This window comes from Burkholderia sp. Bp9090 (assembly GCF_003857985.1).
Classification (GTDB): Bacteria; Pseudomonadota; Gammaproteobacteria; order Burkholderiales; family Burkholderiaceae; genus Burkholderia.
The window spans coordinates 71,510-95,452 of the sequence record NZ_QTPV01000013.1 but is presented as its reverse complement, the minus strand read 5'-3'; the positions used below and the strand labels follow the sequence as shown (position 1 = coordinate 95,452).

General features: G+C 67.0%; 25 protein-coding genes and 3 tRNA genes. 18 read left to right on the top strand and 10 right to left on the bottom strand.

Annotated elements, in window-relative coordinates; translation table 11 throughout:
• Positions 1-2 precede the first annotated feature (2 nt).
• The 9 genes from DIE16_RS14970 (at position 3) to nagZ (ending at position 8,727) form a co-directional block, all read left to right on the top strand.
• Positions 3-239, top strand: a complete 237-nt coding sequence (locus tag DIE16_RS14970) for a glutaredoxin family protein (protein WP_124487454.1) — start codon at positions 3-5, stop codon at positions 237-239.
• Between the two features lie 224 nt (positions 240-463).
• Positions 464-2,257, top strand: a complete 1,794-nt coding sequence (gene lepA, locus DIE16_RS14965; RefSeq protein WP_044844766.1) for a translation elongation factor 4 — start codon at positions 464-466, stop codon at positions 2,255-2,257.
• Between the two features lie 16 nt (positions 2,258-2,273).
• Positions 2,274-3,167 (top strand): signal peptidase I, encoded by an 894-nt coding sequence (lepB, locus tag DIE16_RS14960; RefSeq protein ID WP_124487453.1) that lies wholly within the window; start codon positions 2,274-2,276, stop codon positions 3,165-3,167.
• A gap of 153 nt (positions 3,168-3,320) precedes the next feature.
• Positions 3,321-4,616 (top strand): ribonuclease III, encoded by a 1,296-nt coding sequence (rnc, locus tag DIE16_RS14955; protein ID WP_124667182.1) that lies wholly within the window; start codon positions 3,321-3,323, stop codon positions 4,614-4,616.
• A gap of 60 nt (positions 4,617-4,676) precedes the next feature.
• Positions 4,677-5,576: a GTPase Era gene (era, locus tag DIE16_RS14950; RefSeq protein ID WP_006476493.1), complete on the top strand. Its 900-nt coding sequence runs from the start codon at positions 4,677-4,679 to the stop codon at positions 5,574-5,576.
• Complete coding sequence (recO, locus tag DIE16_RS14945) at positions 5,563-6,402, top strand: DNA repair protein RecO (protein ID WP_014897645.1); 840 nt, start codon at positions 5,563-5,565, stop codon at positions 6,400-6,402. The genes era and recO overlap by 14 nt, the downstream gene beginning before the upstream one ends.
• The gene (gene pdxJ / locus DIE16_RS14940) at positions 6,399-7,175 is read left to right on the top strand and encodes a pyridoxine 5'-phosphate synthase (RefSeq protein WP_124667181.1); all 777 of its coding nucleotides are present in this window, start codon (positions 6,399-6,401) and stop codon (positions 7,173-7,175) included. Before recO ends, pdxJ begins: the two co-directional genes overlap by 4 nt.
• Before the next feature lie 69 nt (positions 7,176-7,244).
• A complete protein-coding gene (gene acpS / locus DIE16_RS14935; protein ID WP_044844762.1) occupies positions 7,245-7,682 on the top strand; it encodes a holo-ACP synthase in 438 nt (145 codons plus the stop codon).
• Positions 7,683-7,698: 16 nt separating this feature from the next.
• On the top strand, positions 7,699-8,727 hold the full coding sequence (nagZ, locus tag DIE16_RS14930; RefSeq protein WP_124521372.1) for a beta-N-acetylhexosaminidase: 1,029 nt from the start codon (positions 7,699-7,701) through the stop codon (positions 8,725-8,727).
• A gap of 157 nt (positions 8,728-8,884) precedes the next feature.
• Here the strand turns inward: nagZ and DIE16_RS14925 are convergent, their stop codons facing one another.
• From DIE16_RS14925 to earP, 3 genes are all read right to left on the bottom strand, one after another.
• Positions 8,885-10,270 (bottom strand): sigma-54 dependent transcriptional regulator, encoded by a 1,386-nt coding sequence (locus DIE16_RS14925; RefSeq protein ID WP_124892556.1) that lies wholly within the window; start codon positions 10,268-10,270, stop codon positions 8,885-8,887.
• A gap of 270 nt (positions 10,271-10,540) precedes the next feature.
• Entirely contained in the window at positions 10,541-11,098 is a 558-nt protein-coding gene (efp, locus tag DIE16_RS14920) for an elongation factor P (RefSeq protein WP_044844759.1), read from the bottom strand.
• A 138-nt stretch (positions 11,099-11,236) separates the two neighbouring features.
• Complete coding sequence (gene earP / locus DIE16_RS14915; protein ID WP_124521370.1) at positions 11,237-12,433, bottom strand: elongation factor P maturation arginine rhamnosyltransferase EarP; 1,197 nt, start codon at positions 12,431-12,433, stop codon at positions 11,237-11,239.
• 76 nt (positions 12,434-12,509) lie between these two features.
• Between earP and uvrC the strand changes: the two genes are divergently transcribed.
• The 5 genes from uvrC (at position 12,510) to DIE16_RS14890 (ending at position 15,755) form a co-directional block, all read left to right on the top strand.
• Positions 12,510-14,546, top strand: a complete 2,037-nt coding sequence (uvrC, locus tag DIE16_RS14910) for an excinuclease ABC subunit UvrC (protein WP_124892555.1) — start codon at positions 12,510-12,512, stop codon at positions 14,544-14,546.
• Positions 14,547-14,645: 99 nt separating this feature from the next.
• Complete coding sequence (pgsA, locus tag DIE16_RS14905) at positions 14,646-15,233, top strand: CDP-diacylglycerol--glycerol-3-phosphate 3-phosphatidyltransferase (protein WP_006757520.1); 588 nt, start codon at positions 14,646-14,648, stop codon at positions 15,231-15,233.
• A gap of 144 nt (positions 15,234-15,377) precedes the next feature.
• Positions 15,378-15,453: transfer RNA gene (locus tag DIE16_RS14900), tRNA-Gly, on the top strand.
• Between the two features lie 51 nt (positions 15,454-15,504).
• Positions 15,505-15,580, top strand: a tRNA-Gly gene (locus DIE16_RS14895).
• A gap of 101 nt (positions 15,581-15,681) precedes the next feature.
• Positions 15,682-15,755, top strand: a tRNA-Cys gene (locus DIE16_RS14890).
• 332 nt (positions 15,756-16,087) lie between these two features.
• Here the strand turns inward: DIE16_RS14890 and DIE16_RS14880 are convergent.
• Both DIE16_RS14880 and DIE16_RS14875 read right to left on the bottom strand, forming a co-directional pair.
• The gene (locus tag DIE16_RS14880; protein WP_044844756.1) at positions 16,088-16,636 is read right to left on the bottom strand and encodes a GNAT family N-acetyltransferase; all 549 of its coding nucleotides are present in this window, start codon (positions 16,634-16,636) and stop codon (positions 16,088-16,090) included.
• Positions 16,633-17,292 carry a helix-turn-helix domain-containing protein gene (locus tag DIE16_RS14875; protein WP_124892553.1) on the bottom strand — a complete coding sequence of 220 codons (660 nt, stop codon included), beginning with the start codon at positions 17,290-17,292 and terminating at the stop codon, positions 16,633-16,635. Before DIE16_RS14875 ends, DIE16_RS14880 begins: the two co-directional genes overlap by 4 nt.
• Before the next feature lie 140 nt (positions 17,293-17,432).
• Here DIE16_RS14875 and DIE16_RS14870 point away from each other — a divergent pair, with 140 nt between their 5' ends.
• Positions 17,433-17,672: a ParD-like family protein gene (locus DIE16_RS14870; protein WP_044844754.1), complete on the top strand. Its 240-nt coding sequence runs from the start codon at positions 17,433-17,435 to the stop codon at positions 17,670-17,672.
• A complete protein-coding gene (gene map / locus DIE16_RS14865) occupies positions 17,672-18,478 on the top strand; it encodes a type I methionyl aminopeptidase (protein ID WP_044844753.1) in 807 nt (268 codons plus the stop codon). The genes DIE16_RS14870 and map overlap by 1 nt, the downstream gene beginning before the upstream one ends.
• A 120-nt stretch (positions 18,479-18,598) precedes the next feature.
• Here the strand turns inward: map and DIE16_RS14860 are convergent, their stop codons facing one another.
• Entirely contained in the window at positions 18,599-19,111 is a 513-nt protein-coding gene (locus DIE16_RS14860) for a GAF domain-containing protein (protein WP_124892551.1), read from the bottom strand.
• A 164-nt stretch (positions 19,112-19,275) separates the two neighbouring features.
• Entirely contained in the window at positions 19,276-20,193 is a 918-nt protein-coding gene (locus DIE16_RS14855; protein ID WP_124521360.1) for a LysR family transcriptional regulator, read from the bottom strand.
• Positions 20,194-20,303: 110 nt separating this feature from the next.
• Here DIE16_RS14855 and DIE16_RS14850 point away from each other — a divergent pair, with 110 nt between their 5' ends.
• Together DIE16_RS14850 and DIE16_RS14845 are read left to right on the top strand one after the other, a co-directional pair.
• The gene (locus DIE16_RS14850) at positions 20,304-21,170 is read left to right on the top strand and encodes a pirin family protein (RefSeq protein ID WP_124521359.1); all 867 of its coding nucleotides are present in this window, start codon (positions 20,304-20,306) and stop codon (positions 21,168-21,170) included.
• Between the two features lie 128 nt (positions 21,171-21,298).
• Positions 21,299-21,790 carry a GNAT family N-acetyltransferase gene (locus tag DIE16_RS14845; protein WP_124487421.1) on the top strand — a complete coding sequence of 164 codons (492 nt, stop codon included), beginning with the start codon at positions 21,299-21,301 and terminating at the stop codon, positions 21,788-21,790.
• A 14-nt stretch (positions 21,791-21,804) separates the two neighbouring features.
• Here the strand turns inward: DIE16_RS14845 and DIE16_RS14840 are convergent, their stop codons facing one another.
• The 3 genes from DIE16_RS14840 to DIE16_RS14830 are packed head-to-tail and all read right to left on the bottom strand — an operon-like array spanning position 21,805 to position 23,800.
• Positions 21,805-22,677, bottom strand: a complete 873-nt coding sequence (locus DIE16_RS14840) for a cytochrome c oxidase assembly protein (RefSeq protein WP_124521357.1) — start codon at positions 22,675-22,677, stop codon at positions 21,805-21,807.
• A 10-nt stretch (positions 22,678-22,687) separates the two neighbouring features.
• Positions 22,688-23,128 carry a copper chaperone PCu(A)C gene (locus DIE16_RS14835; protein ID WP_124521355.1) on the bottom strand — a complete coding sequence of 147 codons (441 nt, stop codon included), beginning with the start codon at positions 23,126-23,128 and terminating at the stop codon, positions 22,688-22,690.
• 24 nt (positions 23,129-23,152) lie between these two features.
• Positions 23,153-23,800: an SCO family protein gene (locus DIE16_RS14830; RefSeq protein WP_124892549.1), complete on the bottom strand. Its 648-nt coding sequence runs from the start codon at positions 23,798-23,800 to the stop codon at positions 23,153-23,155.
• Positions 23,801-23,943 lie beyond the last annotated feature (143 nt).

The following is a 23,943-nucleotide window of genomic DNA, read 5'->3' as shown; positions in this document are numbered from 1 at the left end:
CGATGTTCACGCTCTACGGCCGCGGCTGGTGCCATCTGTGCGACGACCTGCGCGATGCGCTGGCGCCGCTGGCGGCCGAATTCGGCGTCGCGGTCGACTACGTCGACATCGATGCGGATCCGGCACTCGTTGCGCGTTACGACGAGGACGTGCCGGTGCTGTTGCTGGATGGCACGGAAGTGTGCCGCCACCGGTTCGACGAGGCGAGGGTGCGCGGCGCGCTCGCGGCCCGGCGCTGAACCCGGCTCCGCTGCCGGCCGGCCGCGCGTTGCGCGGGGCTTCCGGCGGCGGACCCGCCGGCCAGGGCCTCCGGCGGGGCGTCCCTGGCCGGGCGTCCCTGACCGGGCGTCCCAAATTACCGCCCGGCAAAGGCCTTTTCGGCTAAAATAAGCCGTTTTTTCACCGACTTACAAGGCGTGCTCCGCAGTCGTCGAGCGCGCCTTTTTCGCTTGATCGGCACTGAATGGATCATATTCGCAATTTCTCGATCATCGCGCACATCGACCATGGCAAGTCGACGCTCGCGGATCGCATCATCCAGGTATGCGGCGGCCTCGCCGACCGTGAAATGGAAGCGCAGGTGCTCGACTCGATGGATATCGAGCGCGAGCGCGGCATCACGATCAAGGCGCAGACGGCTGCACTGTCCTATCGCGCTCGCGACGGGAAGGTCTACAACCTCAACCTGATCGATACGCCGGGGCACGTCGACTTCTCGTACGAAGTCAGCCGTTCGCTGTCCGCGTGCGAAGGGGCGCTGCTCGTGGTCGACGCGAGCCAGGGCGTCGAGGCGCAGACGGTCGCGAACTGCTACACGGCGATCGAGCTCGGCGTCGAGGTCGTGCCGGTGCTGAACAAGATCGACCTGCCGGCCGCGAACCCCGAGAATGCGATCGAGGAGATCGAGGACGTGATCGGCATCGACGCGACCGACGCGACGCGCTGCAGCGCGAAGACGGGTCTCGGCGTCGAGGACGTGCTCGAAGCGCTGATCGCGAAGGTGCCGCCGCCGAAGGGCGATCCGGCCGCGCCGCTGCAGGCGCTGATCATCGACTCGTGGTTCGACAACTACGTCGGCGTCGTGATGCTCGTGCGGATCGTCAACGGCACGCTGCGTCCGAAGGACAAGATCAAGATGATGGCGACCGGCGCGCAGTATCCGGTCGAGCACGTCGGCGTGTTCACGCCGAAGTCGCGCAATCTCGACTCGCTGTCGGCGGGGCAGGTGGGTTTCATCATCGCCGGCATCAAGGAACTGACGGCCGCGAAGGTCGGCGACACCGTCACGCACGCGACCAAGGCGGCCGCCGAACCGCTGCCGGGCTTCAAGGAAGTGAAGCCGCAGGTGTTCGCGGGCCTCTATCCGGTCGAGGCGAACCAGTACGACGCGCTGCGCGAATCGCTCGAGAAGCTGAAGCTCAACGATGCATCGCTGCAGTACGAGCCGGAAGTGTCGCAGGCACTCGGCTTCGGTTTCCGCTGCGGCTTCCTCGGGCTGCTGCACATGGAAATCGTGCAGGAGCGACTCGAGCGCGAGTTCGACATGGACCTCATCACGACCGCACCGACGGTCGTCTACGAGGTCGTGCAGAGCGATGGCTCGACGATCATGGTCGAGAACCCGGCGAAGATGCCGGAGCCCGGCCGCATCGCCGAAGTGCGCGAGCCGATCGTCACCGTGAACCTGTACATGCCGCAGGACTACGTCGGTTCCGTGATCACGCTGTGCGAGCAGAAGCGCGGCTCGCAGATCAACATGCAGTATCACGGCCGCCAGGTGCAGCTCACGTACGAAATCCCGATGGCCGAGATCGTGCTCGACTTCTTCGATCGCCTGAAGTCGGTGTCGCGCGGCTATGCGTCGATGGACTACGAGTTCAAGGAATACCGTTCGTCGGACGTCGTGAAGGTCGACATGCTGATCAACGGCGACAAGGTCGACGCGCTGTCGATCATCGTGCACCGGTCGCAGTCGCAATACCGCGGTCGCGAGGTTGCCGCGAAGATGCGCGAGATCATTCCGCGCCAGATGTACGACGTGGCGATCCAGGCCGCGATCGGCGCGCACATCGTCGCACGCGAGAACATCAAGGCACTGCGCAAGAACGTGCTCGCGAAGTGCTACGGCGGCGACATCACGCGAAAGAAGAAACTGCTCGAGAAGCAGAAAGAAGGTAAGAAACGCATGAAGCAGGTGGGTTCGGTCGAGATCCCGCAGGAGGCGTTCCTCGCGATCTTGCGCGTCGAAGACAAATAACAGGACTGATCCTTTTATGAATTTTGCGCTGATTCTTTTTGTGCTCGTCGTCGTGACGGGCGTAGCGTGGGTGTTGGACAAACTGGTGTTCCTGCCGCAGCGGCGCAAGGCGGCCGACGCGGCGATCGAGGAGTTCGATCGTCAGCAGTCGCGTATCGACAAGCGTTTCGCGGACGAAAACGCGGGGCAGACGCGTTCGAAGCTGCGCGACGAAAAGCTGCGCCAGCCGTGGTGGCTCGAGTACACCGCGAGCTTCTTCCCGGTGATCCTGGCCGTGTTCGTCGTGCGTTCGTTCATCGTTGAGCCGTTCAAGATCCCGTCGGGCTCGATGGTGCCGACGCTGCTGGTCGGCGACTTCATCCTCGTCAACAAGTTCGAATACGGCCTGCGCATGCCGATCACGAACACGAAGATCACGCAGGGCAGCCCGCTGTCGCGCGGCGACGTCGTCGTGTTCCGTTATCCGAAGGACGAGTCGGTCGACTACATCAAGCGCGTGATCGGCCTGCCGGGCGACACGGTCGCTTACCAGGACAAGCAACTGACGATCAACGGCCAGCCGGTGCCCGAAACGCCGCTGCCGGATTTCTTCGACGACGAGCGCCAGAACTACGCGAAGCAGTTCGAGGAAACGATCGGCACGAAGAAGAACGCGATCCTCAACAATCCCGCCGTGCCGCCGTTCGTGATGGGCGCCTACGACTATCCGTATCGCGACAACTGCACGTACAACAGCCGCGGCGTGATCTGCAAGGTGCCGCCCGGTCACTACTTCATGATGGGCGACAACCGCGACAACAGCGCGGACAGCCGCTACTGGGGTTTCGTGCCGGACAACAACATCGTCGGCCGTGCGTTCTTCATCTGGATGAACTTCGGCGACCTGAAGCGCATCGGTTCCTTCAACTGACCGTATTCGATTCACACGCAATACGCGACGCACGGGCCGCGTCGCGTATTGCCGAACTACTTTAAGAACCGGCGGCAACACCGCCTCGTCACGCCTTTTCGCGTCCGGCCGTGCCGTTTCGGCCCGACCGGCGCCCGCGTTATACTCCTGCACATGCCCCTATCCCAGTTGGAAAGCCGGCTGCGCTACGAATTTCGCAATGCGGAATTGTTGCGCCAGGCTTTGACCCATCGCAGTCACAGTGCCACGCACAACGAACGGCTCGAGTTTCTCGGCGATTCCGTTCTGAATTGCGCGGTGGCCGCCCTTTTGTTCCAGCGTTTCAGCAAGCTGGACGAAGGCGACCTGTCGCGCGTGCGCGCCAATCTCGTCAAGCAGCAGTCGCTGTATGAAATCGCTCAGGCCCTGAATATTTCCGAAGGGTTGCGGCTGGGCGAGGGCGAGTTGCGCAGCGGCGGCTTCCGTCGCCCGTCGATCCTCGCGGACGCGTTCGAAGCCATCATCGGGGCGGTATTCCTCGATGGCGGCTTCGAAGCCGCCCAAGGGGTCATCAAGCGCCTCTATATCCCGATTCTCGACCACATCGATCCGCGCACGCTCGGCAAGGACGCGAAGACGCTGCTGCAGGAATACCTGCAGGGGCACAAGATCGCGCTGCCGACCTACACGGTCGTCGCGACCCATGGTGCAGCGCACAATCAGCAGTTCGAGGTCGAATGCACGGTGCCGAAGCTCGACGTGAAGGTGTCGGGCTCCGGCGCGAGCCGGCGGGCGGCCGAGCAGGCCGCCGCGAAGAAGGCGCTCGACGAGGTGCTGGCAGCCGCGCCGATGCTGGCCGCGAAGCCGAAGCGTTCGAAGAACGCACGCGGGTCGAAGCATATCGAGCCTGAAATCGTGCCCGGCGTGAAGGGTGTGCAGGAAGCGCTCGACCTGCGTTCTCCGGAGCGCAAGGAGCGTGCGGCGGCGCGCGACGCGAAGGCGGCCGCCGCCGCGTCCGCAGCGGCCGATGCCGGCGCACAGCCGGGCGATCGGCCGGCGCAGGCGCCGATGGCCGCGATTCGCGCGGCGCATGTCGATACAGCCGCGGACAAGGCCGACCGGCCCGCGAAACCGACGGCCGACAAGCCTGCCGAGAAACCTGCCGACAAGGCGACCGACAAACCGTCAGACAAGCCGGCGGATCGCAGCGAACCCGGCGCGCGCGCGGCGGACAAGCCAGCCGAACGCACTGACAAGCCAGCCGAAGGCGCGCCCCGTGCAGCCGACAAGCCGGCGGGCCAGGCGACCGATCCGGCCGTGTCGTCCGCCGACAAGCCTGCTGCCGGTTCCGACGCCGCTTCGCGTGCGACGCCGCGCGCCCGCGACGCCGCGGCGCCCGGCCCCGAGGCGCCGCAGGGCGGCGCAAGCCTCGCTGCCGCGCAGGCGCGCGTGGCCGATGCCGATCACTGAATTGCCCATCGATCGTGCCGCGCGTCGCGCGGCCGTTTCCGAACCTGTCTCCCAAACGATATGAACACTCCCGCTCCTACCGGTTTCCGTTGCGGCATGATCGCGATCGTGGGCCGCCCGAACGTCGGCAAGTCGACGTTGATGAACGCACTCGTCGGCCAGAAGATCAGCATCACGTCGCGCAAGGCGCAAACCACGCGCCATCGCATCACCGGCATCAACACGTTCGACGACGCGCAATTCGTGTTCGTCGACACGCCGGGCTTCCAGACCCGTCACAGCACCGCGCTGAACCGCTCGCTGAACCGCGCGGTCACGTCGACGCTCACGTCGGTCGACGTGATCCTGTTCGTGATCGAGGCCGGCCGCTTCGGGCCCGACGACCAGAAGGTGCTCGACCTGATCCCGCCCGGCATGCCGACGCTGCTGATCGCGAACAAGATCGACCGCGTGAACGACAAGGCCACGCTGTTCCCGTTCATGCAGAAGGTGAGCGAGCTGCGCGAATTCACCGAGCTCGTGCCGCTGTCGGCGCAGAAGCCGGAAGACATCAAGCGCCTGCTGGACACGATCAAGCCGTACCTGCCGGAAGGCGAGCCGATCTACGGCGAGGACGAGCTGACCGACCGCAGCTCGCGCTTTCTCGCGGCCGAAATCCTGCGCGAGAAGGTGTTCCGCTGGACCGGCGACGAACTGCCGTACACGAGCACCGTCCTGATCGACAAGTTCGAGGAGGAAGGGCGCCTGAAGCGCATCTTCGCGACGATCCTCGTCGAACGCGATTCGCACAAGGCGATGGTGATCGGCAAGAAGGGCGAGAAGCTCAAGCAGATCAGCACCGAGGCGCGGATGGACATGGAGAAGCTGTTCGACGGCCCCGTGTACCTCGAGACCTTCGTGAAGGTGAAGAGCGGCTGGGCCGATAACGAGGCGGGGCTGCGCGCCTATGGGTACGAATGACGCGCTGACGTCGACCGAAGATGCGGTGACCGCCGGCGCGAACGACGCGCCATTGCCGGCACCGCCCGAACCGCCGCGTCGCAAGGCGCGGCGCGCGACCTCTCGCACGTCCGATTTCCGCGTCGCCGAGCAGCCGGCGTTCGTGCTGCACAGCTATCCGTACCGGGAAACGAGCCTGATCATCGACGTGCTGACGCGCGATCACGGCCGGCTCGCGCTCGTCGCGAAGGGCGCGAAGCGCCCGCACTCCGCGCTGCGCGGCGTGCTGCAGACGTTCCAGCCGCTGCTGCTGTCCTGGTCGGGCAAATCCGAAGTACGCACGCTGACGGGCGCCGAGTGGGTCGGCGGGATGCTGCCGCTCGGCGGCGACGGGCTGCTGTGCGGCTTCTACGCGAACGAGCTGCTCGTGAAATTCTGCGCGCGCGAGGATCCGCAGCCGCCGCTCTTCAATCATTACGTGCTGACCTTGACGCGCCTCGCGCACGGCGAGCCCGCGGTGCAGGTGCTGCGCTCGTTCGAGCGCGTGCTGCTGCGCGAGACCGGCTATGCGATGGCGCTGAACCGCACGGTCGCGCGCCGGGCGGTCGAGCCCGATCGCCGCTACGTGTTCGATCCCGAGCGCGGCGTGCGCAATGCGGACGACGACGTGCCGTCGCACTGGCCGGTGATTACCGGACAGACGTTGCTCGACATGGAGCAGGACGATTACCATCGAGCCCAGACGGTCGCGCAAAGCAAGACGCTGATGCGCTTCCTGCTGAACACCTATCTCGGCGGTACGCCGCTTGCCACGCGTCAGATCCTGATCGACCTGCAAAACCTATGAGCTTCTTCCTGACAACGCCCACCGTCATCGACCTCGGCGTGAACATCGACCACGTCGCGACGCTGCGCAACGCGCGCGGCACGGCCTATCCCGATCCGATCCGCGCGGCGCTCGCGGCCGAAGAGGCCGGTGCTGACGCGATCACGCTGCACCTGCGCGAGGACCGCCGCCACATCGTCGACGCCGACGTGCGCACGTTGCGCCCGCTGCTGAAGACGCGGATGAACCTCGAATGCGCGGTGACGGCCGAGATGCTCGACATCGCATGCGAAGTGCGTCCGCACGACGCGTGCCTCGTGCCCGAGAAGCGCGAGGAACTGACGACCGAAGGCGGTCTCGACGTCGCCGGCCGTTTCGAGGCCGTGCGTGCGGCATGCCGGCAGCTCGCCGACGCCGGCGTGCGCGTGTCGCTGTTCATCGATCCGGACGAAACGCAGATCCGCGCCGCGCACGAAGCCGGCGCGCCGGTGGTCGAGCTGCATACCGGCCGCTACGCCGATGCGCACGACGAAGCCGAGCAGCAGCGCGAATACGAACGCATCGTCGCGGGCGTGCAGGCCGGCGCGCAACTGGGCCTGAAGGTCAACGCCGGTCACGGACTGCATTACACGAACGTGCAGCAGATCGCCGCGATCGACGGCATCGTCGAGCTGAACATCGGCCACGCGATCGTCGCGCACGCGATCTTCGCGGGCTGGGACAACGCGGTGCGCGAGATGAAGGCGATCATGGTCGCCGCGCGTGTGGCCGCGCTGCACGGCGGCGCGCGCTGACGATGCATTCCGTGCGCGCGCGCTTCGCTCGTCACCCGGCGTCGTCCGTGCGTCACGGCGGGCGCTGACATGGCGATCTACGGCATCGGTACCGACATCGTCCAGGTGAGCCGCATCGCGGCCGTGCTCGAGCGCACGGGCGGCCGGTTTGCCGAGAAGGTGCTGGGCCCCGACGAGCTGCGCGTGTTCCATGCGCGCCGCGCGCGCTCCGAGGCGCGCGGCATCGCGTTTCTCGCGACGCGCTTTTCCGCGAAGGAAGCGTTCTCGAAGGCGATCGGGCTCGGCATGCACTGGCCGATGACGTGGCGCGCGCTGCAGACCCTCAACCAGCGCAGCGGCGAACCGTACGTCGTCGCGTCGGGTGAACTGGCCGACTGGCTCGCCGCGCGCGGCATCACGGCGCGCGTGACGGTCAGCGACGAACGCGACTACGCGGTGTCGTTCGTGGTCGCCGAGACCGACGCAGCGCCGCCTGCACCCGCACCTGTTTCCCGAACCACTCCCTGACGGACTTTCCGATTCGATGAAAACGACTCCCGGCCCGGTCATGCTCGACGTCGTCGGCACGGCCCTGTCGCGCGACGATGCGCGGCGCCTTGCGCATCCGAACACCGGCGGCGTGATCCTGTTCGCGCGGCATTTCCAGAACCGTGCGCAGCTCACCGCGCTGACCGACTCGATCCGCGCGGTGCGCGAGGACATCCTGATCGCCGTCGATCACGAAGGCGGCCGCGTGCAGCGGTTCCGCACCGACGGCTTCACGGTGTTGCCGGCGATGCGCCGCCTCGGCGAACTGTGGGACCGCGACGTGCTGCTCGCGACGAAGGTCGCGACCGCGGTCGGCTACATCCTGGCGGCCGAGCTGCGCGCATGCGGCATCGACATGAGCTTCACGCCGGTGCTCGATCTCGACTACGGGCACTCGAAGGTGATCGGCGATCGTGCGTTCCATCGCGACCCGCGCGTCGTCACGCTGCTCGCGAAGAGCCTCAACCACGGGCTGTCGCTCGCGGGCATGGCGAACTGCGGCAAGCATTTCCCCGGGCACGGCTTCGCGGAAGCCGATTCGCACGTCGCGCTGCCGACCGACGACCGGCCGCTCGACGCGATCCTCAAGCAGGACGTTGCGCCGTACGACTGGCTCGGCCTGGCGCTGACCGCGGTGATTCCCGCACACGTGATCTACACGCAGGTCGACAAGCGGCCGGCCGGCTTCTCGCGCGTGTGGCTGCAGGACATCCTGCGCGGGCAGCTCGGCTTCACGGGCGCGATCTTCAGCGACGACCTGTCGATGGAGGCAGCACGCGAGGGCGGCACGCTCACGCAGGCGGCCGACGCGGCGCTCGCCGCCGGTTGCGACATGGTGCTCGTCTGCAACCAGCCGGATGCGGCCGAAGTCGTGCTGAACGGCCTGAAGGCGCAGGCGTCGGCCGAGTCGGTGCGGCGCATCAAGCGGATGCGGGCGCGCGGCAAGCCGCTCAAGTGGGACAAGCTGATCGCGCAGCCCGAGTATCTGCAGGCGCAGGCGCTGCTGAGCAGCGCACTGGCGTAAGCGGGAAGGGCGGCGCGAAGCCGCCTGTTCCGTTGCCGAAAGCAAAAAAGCCGCGCTTTTGCGCGGCTTTTTTGCTTTGACGGCGAAGCATGGGGTCACACGCCTTTGCGCAACTAACCGTCAGCTCCGGCCGGCGCCCCGAACAACGGCCGCCCGGTCAGTTGACCTTCATCCGCTGCAACTTGTTGTACAGCGTCTTGGGGCTGATGCCGAGCAGCGTCGCTGCGCGATGGCGCGTGCCGCCGACCGCGTCGAGCGTCGCGCGGATCAGCAGATCCTCGACGTCGGACAGCGGGGTGCCGACCTTGATCTGCACGCTGCTGCCGTTCAGCGCGGCGCCGGCCGCGAAGCTTGCTTCGCCCGCGCGCAGCGTTTCGATGAAATCGCCGGATGCGTCATAGGCGAAGCGCACGCGCTCCTGGAGTTCGCGCACGTTGCCGGGCCATTCGTAGGACACGCATTCGCGCACGAAGCCCGGCGCCGCGCGCTTGTCGGTCGTGCTGCGGCCGGTGCCGCGCGCTTCGCGGTTGAGGTCGTCGATCAGCGCGTCCGCGATGGCGAGGACATCGCCGTCGCGTTCGCGCAGCGATGGCATCGTGATCGATGCCGCATCGAGACGCAGCCACAGATCCTCGCGCAGCATGCCGTTCGCGACCGCCTCGCGGGCCGGGCGGCGCGTGGTCGCGATCAGCCGGAAGTCGCTCGCGATCGAGCTCGTGCCGCCGATCCGCATGAAGTTCTGCGAGTCGAGCGCATGCAGCAGCGCCTCCTGCAGCACGAGCGGCAGTGCGGTGATCTCGTCGAGGAACAGCGTGCCGCCGCCGGCCTGTTCGAACAGGCCCGACTCGCGCCGCTCGGCACCGTCGAACGCGCCGCGCTCATGGCCGAACAGCACGCTGTCGAGCGACGCGCCGTGGCGTCCGGCCTGGGCGATCGTGCGGCAGTCGAACGACACGAACGGCCCTTTGCGGCGCCGGCTCAGGTCGTGCAGCGTGCGCGCGGCCAGCTTCTTGCCGGTGCCGGCTTCGCCGGTGAACAGCACGGCCGTTTCGGTGCCCGCGTTGTGCTCGATCATGTCGTACACGTGCTGCATCGCCTCGCTGCGGCCGACCAGCGCGCCGAAGCGGCCGAGGTGGCGCAGCGACGCGCGCAGCGTCCGCACTTCGTCGATCAGTTCGTAGGGGCGCGGAATCCGGGCCAGCAGGCTGCGCAGGCGCGGAATGTTGATCGGCTTCAGCAGGTAGTCCCAGATGCCGTGACGCAGGCCTTCGATCGCGCTCTCGACCGTCGCGTTGCCCGTCAGCACGATCACCGGCAGCGAGCCGTTCGGTTGCTGCTGCGGCAGGTGCTGGAGCAGGTCGAACCCGCTGCCGTCCGGCAGGTTCAGGTCGACCAGGACGACATCGGGAATCGAGCGGCCGAGCGCCGTGCGTGCCTCGGCGAGCGACGTGGCCGTGTCGACCGAGAAGCCGTCTGCGGCGAGCAGCGCGGTCAGGCCGGACAGACTGTTGGGATCGTCTTCGACAATCAGGGCGTGTGGCATGGTGGACGCGAGTCGAGTCAAGAGAGGCGGGCTGTCGGCCATCGAGCCGGCCGCAGCCGCATGTCAGATTAAAAACTGATTTTATGCCCCGCTGAACGCCTGACGTGCATTATTTCTTTCACGCTATAAAACAGTTACCGATGATACAAATTGAATACCTTTAATGCTGGATTTCGTGCTGTCCATGGTGCCGACGCCCGCTGCTGTTGACGCCAGACAAACAAAAAGCGCCCCGAAGGGCGCTTTGTTCGATCCGGAAATCGCAGGCGATTACGCGCGGCTGCGATATTCGTTCGTACGCGTATCGATTTCGATCTTGTCGCCGGTATTGCAGAACAGCGGCACTTGCAGTTCGAAGCCCGTTGCGAGCTTGGCGTTCTTCAGCACCTTGCCCGACGACGTGTCGCCCTTGACGGCCGGTTCCGTGTAGGTGATCTCGCGAACCAGGATCGTCGGCAGTTCGACCGAGATCGCCTTCTCGTTGTAGAACACGACTTCGCACGCCATGCCGTCTTCGAGGTAGTTCAGCGCTTCGCCCATCATTTCCGCTTCGACTTCGTACTGGTTGTAGTCGGCGTCCATGAACACGTACATCGGATCGGCGAAGTACGAGTACGTCACTTCCTTGCGGTCGAGCACGACGACGTCGAACTTGTCGTCAGCCTTGTAGACCGATTCCTGGCCTGCGTTCGTCAGCAGGTTCTTCATCTTCATCTTGACGACGGCGGAGTTGCGGCCCGACTTGTTGTATTCCGCCTTTGCGATGACCCATGCTTCGCTGCCGATCTGCACGACGTTGCCTACGCGGAGTTCCTGTGCGGTCTTCATAAAAACTGTCCTGATCCAATCAAATAAATAGGTGCCTGAGCGTTGCGCAACGGCTGACGGCGCAAGCGGCGGTGCGTTCCGGTAGGTGCCAAGAGCCCCAAACGCGAGCGCTTGCGTGGTCAGCCGTCGGATAACCGCTTATTTTAACTGAGATTTTACGTATTCCGCCAGCTTTCCGGCGAGATCGCCGACGCTCGCCAGCGCGTCGGCCCAGCACGCCGCGTTGGCATCCAGTGCGGCACGGTGTTGCAGCAAATCGGCCCAGTCGGGCGTGCCGGCGCCGTTCCATGCATGCCAGAAGCGCCCGAGTGCCGCGCGCGGTGCGTCGGCGAGGCCGGCCGACAGGTGCGCGAGCGCGGCGTCGAGCTTCGGCAGGTGCGCATCGTCGGCCTGCGGGTAGATGTGCCATACGAACGGCTTGCGCGCCCACTGCGCGCGGACGAACGAGTCCTCGCCGCGCACGAAGTTGACGTCGGCCACCCACAGGAGCGGGTCGTAGTCGGCCTGCGGGACGAACGCGAGCCCGTACGCGGTCAGATTGCCGCGGCTTGCGCGCGCGCCGGCGCCGAACGATTCGACCCCGAAGAAGCGGGCGACGGCCGGCGACACGCGGCCGGCGGGCACGAGCGCGACGACGGGCGACGCGCCGTCGCGCCACTGCGCGAGCAGTGCGTCGACGCCCGGATTCTCATACGCGAACAGGCTGACGACGGTCGTGCCCGGCGCCGGTGGCGCGTCGCCCGTCGCATGCCGCCACCAGGCGGTGCGCGCCGCCGCGTCGGCTTCGAAGGCGGTGCGGCGCGCGTCGAGGTCGCGTTCCTTCAGCACGCCGCCCGTGCCGGCCGACAGTCCCGGGAAGAAGAACGTCTTCAGCAGCGGATAGCGCGGATGCGGCGACGGCCGCAAATGGAAATCGGCGACCCAGTCCTCGGCGCTCAGGTATTCGAGATTGATCCACACCGGGCGGCGCGCGCGGCGCGCCATCGCGGCGAGATAGGCGCCGGGCAGCTCGCACGCGAAGGCCTCGATCACGACGTCGGCGATCTCCAGTGCGTCGCCGACTTCCGCATGCCAGTGCTCGATCACGATGCCGTCGAGCGTCTGCCGCCCGGCATCGGGATCGACCCCCGGCAGCAGCCGCGCGAACGTGCGCAGGTCGTCGATGAACAGGCGCACCTGCCAGCCGTGCTCGTGCGCGAGCTGGCGGGCGAGGCGCCAGCACACGCCGATGTCGCCGAAGTTGTCGATCACGGTGCAGAAGAGGTCGCACGCGATCGGTTCGTCGGGCGCGAGCGGCGCAGCGGAGGCAGGGGAGGCGGGGGCGGTGCGGGGCATCGAAGCGGACCGATGAATGCTCTAAACTGGCGATTCTAATGGACCCGTTCCGCGCCACAAGGCACCCGAATCGCGCATGACATCCCCAGAAGCCGCCGACACCCCGTTCGAACCGAAGAAGATCCTCGTGCAACTGCCGCACATGCCGGGCGTCTACCGCTACTACGATGCGGCGGGCGCCGTGCTTTACGTCGGCAAGGCGCGCGACCTGAAGAAGCGCGTCTCGAGCTATTTCACGAAGACGCAGCTGTCGCCGCGCATCGCGATGATGGTCACGCGCATCGCGCGCATCGAGACGACCGTCACGCGCTCGGAGGCGGAGGCGCTGCTGCTCGAGAACAACCTGATCAAGGCGCTCGCGCCGCGCTACAACATCCTGTTTCGCGACGACAAGTCGTATCCGTACCTGAAGCTCACCGCGCACCGCTTTCCGCGCATGGCGTACTACCGCGGCTCGGTCGACAAGCAGAACCAGTATTTCGGGCCGTTCCCGAGCGCGTGGGCCGTGCGCGAGAGCATCCAGATCCTGCAGCGCGTGTTCCAGCTGCGCACCTGCGAGGATTCGGTCTTCAACAATCGCACGCGGCCGTGCCTGCTGCATCAGATCGGGCGCTGCACGGCGCCGTGCGTCGGCGCGATTTCCGAGGACGACTACGCGATCGACGTGTCGAACGCCGCGCGCTTCCTGCTCGGCCGGCAATCGGAAGTGATGAAGGAACTCGAGCAGAAGATGCACGCGTTCGCGGCCGAGCTGAAGTTCGAGCAGGCAGCCGCCGTGCGCAACCAGATGAGCTCGCTCGCGACGGTGCTGCACCAGCAGGCGATCGAGGTCGGCAGCGACAGCGACGTCGACATCCTCGCGGTGGTCGCGCAGGGCGGACGCGTGTGCGTGAACCTGGCGATGGTGCGCGGCGGCCGGCATCTCGGCGACAAGGCCTATTTCCCGGCGCACGTCGAAAGTGCGCTGACGCTGGCCGAAGGCGGGCTCGGCGACGAGGCCGAGGGCGAGGCAGCGGAGGCTGCCGGCGACACCGCTGCGGCGTTGCCCGAGCGGCCCGCGGAAGATGCTGCCGCCGCGCGTGACGCGGGCGCGTCGGTGGAGGCCGAGGTGCTCGATGCGTTCATCGCGCAGCACTATCTCGGCAATCGCGTGCCGCCCGTGCTGGTCGTGAGCCATGCGCCCGCGAGCCGCGACCTGCTCGAGCTGCTGTCCGAGCAGGCCGGTCACAAGGTCTCGCTGGTGCGGCAGCCGCAGGGGCAGCGGCGCGCGTGGCTGTCGATGGCCGAGCAGAACGCGCAGATCGCGCTCGCGCGGCTGCTGTCCGAGCAGGGTTCGCAGCAGGCGCGCACGCGCGCGCTCGCGGAAACGCTCGGCTTCGAAAGCGACGATCTCGCGACGCTGCGGATCGAATGTTTCGACATCAGCCATACGATGGGCGAGGCGACGCAGGCGTCGTGCGTCGTCTATCACCATCACAAGATGCAGTCGGGCGAGTACCGTCGCTACAACATCACCGGCATCACGCCGGGCGACGATTACGCGGCCATGCGGCAGGTGCTGACGCGCCGCTACGAGAAGATGGTCGAGCAGGCCGCGCAGGCGGCGGCCGCCGACGATGCGGCCGGCATCGACGGCGAATCGACGCGCCAGGCCGAGGCATCGAGCCTGCTGCCGAACATCGTGCTGATCGACGGCGGCAAGGGGCAGGTCGAGATCGCGCGCCAGGTGTTCACCGAGCTCGGGCTCGATACGTCGATGCTGGTCGGCGTCGCGAAGGGCGAGGGGCGCAAGGTCGGCCTCGAGACGCTCGTGTTCGCGGACGGCCGCACGCCGCTCGAACTCGGCAAGGAGAGCGCCGCGCTGATGCTCGTCGCGCAGATCCGCGACGAGGCGCACCGCTTCGCGATCACCGGGATGCGCGCGAAACGGGCGAAGGCGCGCCAGACCTCGCGGCTCGAGGAGCTCGAAGGCGTCGGTGCGAAACGCCGGCAGCGGCTGCTTGCGCGGTTCGGCGGGCTGCGCGGTGTCGTCGCGGCGAGCGTCGAGGAGCTGGCGAGCGTCGACGGCATCTCGCACGCGCTCGCCGAGCAGATCTACAAGCAGCTTCACTGATCCGGCCGTGCGATCGGCCGCGCCCGAGCGCGATCTCGCGTTCTTGTGGCAGGCCGGTCGACACGGCACAATTGCGAATCCTTTACTGACCCGCATGCCATGCCGTTCAATTTCCCGATTTTCCTGACGTGGGTACGGATCGTGCTGATCCCGCTCGTCGTCGGCGTGTTCTATCTGCCGGACACGGTGATGGGCGGCGCGCACCGCAACCTCGCGGCGGCGGCGATCTTCATCCTCGCCGCGCTGACCGACTGGTTCGACGGGTTTCTCGCCCGCAAGTGGAACCAGACGTCGTCGTTCGGCGCGTTCCTCGATCCGGTCGCGGACAAGCTGATGGTGACGGCCGCGCTGCTGATCCTCGTGCAGATTTCGCGGGTCGATGCGGCGATCGCGCTCGTGATCGTCGGCCGCGAGATCGCGATTTCGGCGCTGCGCGAATGGATGGCACAGATCGGTGCGTCGAAGAGCGTCGCGGTGAATCAGCTCGGCAAGTTCAAGACCGCGTGCCAGATGGTCGCGATTCCGATGCTGCTGTACTACGGCCCGCTGCCGCTCGGCATCGCGACGATCGACACGCGCGTGTGGGGCGAGTGGCTGATGTACCTCGCCGCGGTGCTGACGATCTGGTCGATGCTGTACTACATGAAGCTCGCATGGCCGCAGATTCGCGAGCGCGGCGGCGCGTGACCGGCCCCTGCACGGTCGGTTCGCAGTTTTTTGGAAAAAGGGCTGGAAAAGCCCTTGACACACGAATGTGCCTTCGACATAATCTCGCTTCTCCGCTGCACGACGAAGTAAGTGTGTGACGGGGAAGCAGTAGCGCAGCAATACGCGGGAGTAGCTCAGTTGGTAGAGCGCAACCTTGCCAAGGTTGAGGTCGCGAGTTCGAGACTCGTCTCCCGCTCCAGATTTTTCTGGCAGCGTGTTGTAAGGCAAAGCGCTGCAGGTGCAGGACAATGCGGGAGTAGCTCAGTTGGTAGAGCGCAACCTTGCCAAGGTTGAGGTCGCGAGTTCGAGACTCGTCTCCCGCTCCAAGTCATGGGGAAGCCACGCTTCCCTTTTTATTTGATGGACTGATGGTCCTCGAATAAAAAATCTGTCGCTTGCCTCAACGGCATCCGGACAGTCCGCTTTTGGCGCGATAGCAAAGCGGTTATGCAGCGGCCTGCAAAGCCGTTTAGGCCGGTTCGACTCCGGCTCGCGCCTCCAGCAAGAAAAGAAAAGCCCCGCTTCGGCGGGGCTTTTCTTTTTTCCGCGCTCGATCCGCGCGGCTACTCCACCGGATACGTCAGCGTCACCCGCTCGCACTTCGACGTGCTCTTGCCGTCGTAGTCGTAGATCGCGAGCAGACGCCGGCCGTTGCTGTTCAGGATCTGCAGCGTGATCGTCCCGCGATTCGGATTGTTGCCGTCGGCCGGTTCGTCTAAAACCTGTTTGCGAATTTCCGATTCGAGATCCGACGGGGTGTCGATGCCGTTTTCCGGACCGCGGCTGCGGCCGCCCGCGTCATCATGCGCGTGCCAAACATTCGGCGATGTCGATCAGCCATCGACCGGCCGAGCCGGCGTGTCGAGCCTCAGCTGATAGAACGCCGCATCGAGCCAGCGGCCGAACTTGAAGCCCGCTTCGGTGATCGTGCCCGAGTGCACGAAGCCGAGGCGCGTGTGCAGCGCGACGCTGCCGCCGTTGGTCGCATCGATGCAGCCGACCAGCACATGCACTTCGGCTTCGCGCGCACGCCGGATCAACTCGCGCAGCAGCAGTTCGCCGAGCCCGCGGCCGCGATGGTCGCGGTGGACGTACACGCTGTGTTCGACCGTGTACTTGAACGCGGGGAACGCGCGGAACGTGCCCCAGCTCGCGAAGCCGACCAGCGTGCCCGATTCATCCACCGCGCCGACGACCGGAAAACCGCCGGCGCGCTTCGTCGCGAACCACGTGACCATCGCTTCCGGCGGGCGCGGCCGGTAGTCGTACAGCGCGGTCGAATTCACGATCGCGTCGTTCAGGATGTCGAGGATGGCCGCGGCATGCTCGGCCTCGCTGCAATCGATCAGGCGCACGTCTTCGCGCGGTTTCGGGGAATTCATGCGGGCTCCTGCGCCTGTCGGCCTTGAACGGATGAAACACTCCGCGCGCCGGCGGCGGCGGGGACATCGCAGATCGCGACGACATAGCGCGCGACGTGCGACGACGGGTTGCTGAAAATCAGCGGCTGATCGACGCGCATGGCCAGACAGTCGCCTTCGTGAAGTTCGTGAAGCTGGTCGCCGCACGTGACGTCGACGCGCCCGTGGATGACCCATATTTGTTGATGCAGCGCGCTTTCGCGCCCGCCGGAGTCGTACGCGACGCGCGCGCCGGGCGGGAAATCGACTTCGACGAGCTGGATCGGCGACGGCCAGCCGGGTGGCGACAGGTTGCGCCGCACGTAACCGGACGCCGGATCGCGCCATTCCGCCTGCTGCGCGCGCCGCACCAGCGGTTGCGCGGGCGCGCCGTCGCGATCGCCGCCGAACAGCCCGGCCAGCGACACGCCGAGACCGGCCGCGAGCTTGTCGAGCACGACGGCCGTCGGGCTCGCCGACGCGCGCTCGATGAGCGAGATCATCGAACGGCTGACGCCGGAACGCGCGGCGAGCGCATCGAGCGTGTAGCCTCGTAGCGTGCGCAGCTCGCGCACGCGCCGGGCGATGCGTTCGTTGATGCCGGTGTCGTCGCCAGGGGCGTCGGTTGATTCTTTCATGATGGATTTATTTTCCAGCAAGTTGGAATTCGATGTCAACGGGATCCCGGATCGGCGATTCGCCGGCAGCCGGGCGCTTGCCGGGCGACCGGGGTGAGCGTAATATACGAAACGGCTACATTTCGTTTAATTAGAGACATATGGGAATCATCAAGATATCCGAGCACATGCACGAACGGCTGCGCTCGACCAGTACCGCGCTGAGCCGTTCGATCAATGCGCAGGCGGAGCACTGGCTGCGCGTCGGAATGCTGGCGGAACTCAATCCGTCGCTGTCCTACGGCGATATCTGCCGGCTGCTGATCGAGACCGAAGCGCGCGGCGGCGATGCCGGCGGCACGGAATCGGTCGTCGCCCACGGCATCGAGCAGGTGGCGTAATGGCGAGGCGCGAAATCCCGATCCGCGGTGCCGCGGAAATCGCCAAGTCGCGCGAGGCCGCGAAGCTCGCGTCCCAGGTGCTGACGATGATCACCGAACACGTGAAACCGGGCGTCACCACCGACGAGCTCGACGTGCGCTGCCGCGAATATATCGTCGACGTGCTCGGCGCGATCCCGGCGAACATCGGCTATCACGGCTATCCGAAAACCCTGTGCACGTCGGTCAATCACGTGGTCTGTCACGGCATTCCGTCGTCGCGGCCGATGCGCGACGGCGACATCGTGAATCTCGACATCGCGGTGATCAAGGACGGCTGGTTCGGCGACACGAGCCGCATGTACTTCGTCGGCGAGCCGGGCGAACTCGCGCGGCGCCTCGTCGCGACGACCTATGAGGCGATGCATGCGGGCATTCGCGCGGTGCGTCCCGGCGCGACGCTCGGCGACGTCGGCTATGCGATCCAGCAGGTCGCGCATCGTGAGGGATTCAGCGTGGTCCGCGAGTACTGCGGGCACGGGATCGGCGACGTGTACCACGACGAGCCGCAGGTGCTGCACTATGGTCGCCCGGGCACCGGCGTGCCGCTGCGGCCGGGGATGATCTTCACGATCGAGCCGATGCTGAATGCGGGCAAGCGCGATACGCGCGTGCTGGCGGACGGCTGGACGGTCGTCACGAAGGATCATTCGCTGTCCGCGCAGTGGGAGCACATGGTCGTCGTGACGGAGCAGGGCTTCGAGATCCTGTCGGACGACGTGAAGCCGCCGGCGTTCGCGGCGCTTTCCGGCACGCACGCGGCCTGACACGCGGCGCGCCGCGACGCAACGAAAACGGGCCCCGCGTGAATGAGCGGGGCCCGTGTTCGTTGGCGGCCAAGCGGCGCGATCAGCAGGCTGCGGCCTCCGCAGCCACCGCCGGCAGCGTCACGCGGCTCGACCGCGCGCCTTCTGCCACGCGTGTTCGACGAACACGCGGCACAGCGCTTCCATTCCGTTGCGGTCCGCGTCGTCGAAACGCGCGGCGACGGGGCTGTCGACGTCCCACACACCGATCAGCGTGCCGTCGGCAGCGACCAGCGGCACGACGATTTCCGATTCCGACGCGGCATCGCAGGCGATATGGCCGGGGAATGCATGCACGTCGCGCACGACCTGCGTCTCGCGGGTCTGCGCAGCCGTGCCGCACACGCCCTTGCCGAGCGCGATCCGCACGCACGCGGGCTTGCCCTGGAACGGCCCGACCACGAGTTCCGAACCGTCGAAGAAGTAGAAGCCGGCCCAGTTCAGGCGGTCGAGCGAGTGATAGACGAGCGCGGAGAAGTTCGCGGCGTTCGCGGTCAGGTCGCGTTCCGATTCGACGAGCGCGCGTGCCTGCTCGACGAGCGTCGCATAGAGTTCGGCCTTGGAGGCGTGAGGGTCGGTGGACAGCGTGAACATGGCTGAAAGGCGAAAAGAGGTTGTGAACAGCGGGGTTGTGAAAACGGCGTGAAAAGCGCGATGCGCGTCCCGCAGTCTACGGCACGCGCGGCCGGTCTGCAGCGTCCGGTTCGCGACGCACACGCCGAACGCCGAACGCGGGGCGACCGCCGTGGCGATGCCGCTCAATCGGGCTCGAGTTCGGCGAACCGCTCTGCCAGGAAATCGAGCAGCGCGCGCACCGCGGGCAGCAGCCCGCGCCGCGACGCGAACACCGCATGCACGATCTCGCGGCGCGGCGCCCAGTCCGGCAGCACGGTCGCCAGTTCGCCGCGCGCGACTTCGTCGCGCACCATCATCGTCGGCAGCTGCACGACGCCGACCCCCGCGACGGCGGCCGCGCGCAGCGCGAGCATGCCGCCCGTGACGAGCCGCGGCTGATGGTGGATTTCCGCATGCGCGCCGTCGGGGCCGCGCAGCCGCCACACGTGCGTGGCCTGCGGCACGCCGTGGTCGAGGCTCGGCAGGCGGGTCAGGTCGGCGGGGACGGCCGGCACGCCGCGCTCGCGCAGCAACGCGGGGCTCGCGACGAGGCACTGGCCGCGTTCGGCCAGCACGCGCAGCGCGAGGTCGCTGTCCTCGAGCGGCGGCGGGCGCACGCGGATCGCGACGTCGATCCCTTCGCCGACCACGTCGACGCGCCGGTTGGTCGCTTCCAGGTGAATCTCGACGCGCGGGCACGCGACCATGAACGCGGCGATCATCGTGCCGACCAGCGAATCGAGCAGCACGACCGGGCAACTGAGCCGCACGATGCCGCGCGGCTCCTCGTGCAGCAGCGCGATCGCCTCGTCGGCGGCGTCCGCCTCGACGAGCATCGCGCGACAATGCGCGTAGTAGGTCTGGCCGACGTCGGTGACGGTGAAACGGCGCGTCGAACGCTGGATCAGCCGCATCCCGAGCCGCGCCTCGAGCAGCGCGATGCGGCGGCTCAGCTTCGACTTCGGCATGTTCAGCGCGCGCCCGGCCGGCGCGAAGCCGCCGTGCTCGACCACCTGCACGAAGTAATAGAGATCGTTCAGATCCCGTTCGTTATCGTTCATGAAATAGAACGCTGAGTGCGATTTTGGCAGTCTACCGGATCGATCGTTCCACCTCTATATTCCTACTCAGGTTGCGAAACACGTGTTTCGCCGCAATTCGGAGAAGGCAAATGAAGAAGATCCAGGGTGTGTACAGTGCGCCGCGCGGTCATTGGGTCGGCGACGGTTTCCCGGTGCGTTCGATGTTCAGCTACCAGTCTCACGGGACGCACCTGAGCCCGTTCCTGCTGCTCGACTACGCGGGTCCCGCGAACTTCGAGCCGGCTTCGGCACCGCGCGGTGTGGGCCAGCACCCGCACCGCGGGTTCGAAACGGTGACGATCGTCTATGACGGCGAAGTCGCGCACCGCGACTCGACCGGTGCGGGCGGCGTGATCGGCCCGGGCGACGTGCAGTGGATGACGGCCGCGAGCGGGATCCTGCACGAGGAATTCCACTCGGAAGCGTTCACGAAGCGGGGCGGCCCGCTCGAGATGGTGCAGCTGTGGGTGAACCTGCCCGCCGCCGACAAGATGGGTGCGCCCGGCTATCAGACGATTCTGGACGCGGACATCCCGGTGGTCGAACTGCCGGACGGCGCAGGTCGCGCGCGGATCATCGCGGGCGAATTCGACGGCCGGCGCGGCCCGGCCCGCACGCACACGCCGATCGACGTGTGGGACGTGCGGCTCGCAGCCGGCGGCCGTGCGCGGTTCCCGATCGCCGAAGGGCGCACGCTCGCGGTGGTCGTGCTGAGCGGTACGCTGCTGGTGAACGGCGAGACGGTCGCCCGTGAAGCGCAGTTCGTGCAGTTGAGCCGCGACGGCCGCGACGTCGAGATCGAAGCGAACGGCGACGCCAAGCTGCTGATCCTGAGCGGCGAGCCGATCGATGAGCCGGTCGTCGGTTACGGCCCGTTCGTGATGAACTCGCAAGAGGAAATCCGGACCGCGATCGAGGATTTCAACAACGGCCGCTTCGGCCAGATGCCGGCATGACGGACAGGCCCCGCGCAATGCGGGGCCTTTTTTTCGCGCGCGGAAGGGCGGCACGCGTGCCGCGTGCGCTTCGAGGCATAATCGACGGTTGCCGCGCGCCGGCCGGCGCGCCCGAATCAGGACCGACCATGAATGCTTCCGCACCCGCCGCATCCCTGCATGCCGACGATCTCGACTGGCACTGGAAATTCTTCGACGCGCTGACGGCGCGCGAAGTCTATTCGATCCTCGACGCGCGCAGCGCCGTGTTCGTCGTCGAGCAGAACTGCGTCTATCGCGACATCGACGGTGCGGACCAGGCTGCGTGGCACCTGGCCGCATACGATCCCGCGGGCCGTCTCGCCGGTTACCTGCGCGTGCTGCTGCCGGATGCGCAGCACCCTGACGTGCGCATCGGCCGCGTGCTGACGACCGCCGCGTTTCGCGGCGCCGGCCTCGGTAACGCGCTGCTCTCTCGCGCGATCGGGCACATCCGCGCGCAGTGGCCGGATGCGCAGGTGAGCCTGCATGCGCAGGCGCACCTGCAGCGCTTCTACGGGGCATTCGGCTTCACGCCGAGTTCGGACGTGCACGACGAGGACGGCATCCCGCACGTGTGGATGACCAGCGCGCGCGGCTGACGCGCGGCGCGCCGTCAGTGGGCGGCGCGCGTCACCGGCGGGCGTGCCGCGTGCAGGGCGGCAGCCCGCTCTTCGATCAAGCGGCCGCGCGCGGACAACCGCAACCAGTGCCGCAGCGCGATCAGCGCGCCGATCACGCTCATCATCGAACCCGGAATCCACAGCAGCAGGCCGCCGATCTGCTGGTCGCGCAGCGGGCTGAGCCACGTGAACGCACGTCCGCAGATCGAGTAGATCGGATACAGCTCGTGCGGCGTGAAGAAGATCAGCGCGCCGAGCGCGATCTGCGGCGGAATCGCCGCGACGACGATCAGGATCCGGCGGCCCGGCGACAGCCGCGCGGGCGGCGCGGGACGCGGATCGACGACGAGCCACCAGAACAGCAGCCCGTCGATCACCATGCTCCAGTTCATCACGCGATACAGGCGCCAGTCGAGCATCGCGACGAAGTGGATCGGCGACAGCAGCCAGAAATAGATCAGCCCGACGAACAGCACGACCGCGACGACCGGATGGAACACCACGTCGAGCGTCGCGCGCACGGGTGCCCACGCGAGCGCGGGGCGCACGAAGCGCTGCCGCCAGCGAAACGGAATGCCCGCGCGGATCGCGGCGCCCGGGTAGGCCAGTGCGATGAAGAACGGCCCGAGGTGATGCAGCACCAGGTGCTGTGCGCGGTGCAGGAAGAATTCGTGCTCGAAGAAGTAGTCGAGCCGCGTATGCAGCGCGATGTAGAGCGCCGTCAGCCCGAGCCAGAACGAGAACTGCCGCAGCGGCGACACCTTCGCCTTCTTCACGCCGCGCGCGAACAGCACGGCGGCCGTCAGCACCGCGATGACCACGGTCGGCGACGGTTCCCACGGATCGAGCCAGTACAGGACGTTCATCGCGCGCGCATCACTTCGCCTGGGCCGGCGACTTCACGGCGAACGGCGTGTCGACCGTTTCGCCGTCGGAGAACTTCAGGCGCAGGCGCACGGTGTCGCCGGGCTTGATCGCGTGCTTCGGTTCCTCGAGCATGAAGTGATAGCTGCCCGGCGCGATGTCGACCTTGCCGCGCGCGGGGATCGTCAGCTTGTCGACCATTTCCATCTTCTGCGTCGAGCCGTTCGACACGGTCTGGTGCAGCATCGCCATCCCGTAGTCGGGGCTGTCGACGTCGACGAGATCGACGGGCTTGTCGCCCGTGTTGACGAGCGTCACGTAGCCGCCCGCGGGCAGCCGGTTCGGCAGCCAGCGCACCCATGCATTCTGCGCGGTGATCGCGCCCGCGGCACAGGCTTGCGCAGCGGTGCACAGCGCGGCGAGGAGGGCGAGCGTCTTGAGGGTCGTCTTCATGTCGGAGATGTCGGAGTTCGGAATTCAGGAGGAGGTGGAGGCGGTGTCGATGATACGGCGGACATCGGCGGCGATCGCGTCGGGCGAATCGCGGTCGGTCGCGAGCAGGCGCGCGCGGCCGGTCGCGTCGAAGATGTACACGGCCGAGCTGTGCGTGACTTCGTAGCCACCGGACGGGTCGCGTTTTTCCATCTGGTACGCAACCCGATAGCGTTTCGCGAGCGATTCGATCTGGCCGTCGGTGCCGGTCAGGCCGCGCGCGTGCGCGGCATCGAACGCGGCGACGTACGACTGCATCGCCTGCGGCGTGTCGCGCGCGGGATCGACCGAGACGAACAGGATGCGCACGCCGTTCGCCTGCGGGCCGAGCTTCGCGAGCACTTCCATCAGCCGCGCCATCGTTTCGGGGCAGACGTCGGGACAGTGCGTGTAGCCGAAGTAGACGAGCGCGATGCGGCCGCGAAACGCGTTCGCGTCGACCGTGCGGCCGTCGCCGCCGGTGAGCGTGAACGACAGGTCGGGCAGGTGGCCCGTGACGTTGGTCAGGCGCCAGCCCGGCTCGTCGTGCGTGCAGGCCGCGAGCGCGACGGCGGCGGTCAGCGCCGCGGCCGCGCGGACGAGGCGGGTCAGGCTGAGGAAGCGCCAGTGCGGCGCGGGACGGGCAGACGACATCCTGGGGCTCGATCGGACGGAACGGTCGTCGGCCGGCGCGGCGCCATGCGTCGCGCGGCCGGCGGTTGCCGACTGTAGCGCAATTCCCGCGCCCGCGTCCTTTCGAAACCCGTACGGCACGGGCGAGCGGGGCAATATGTCGC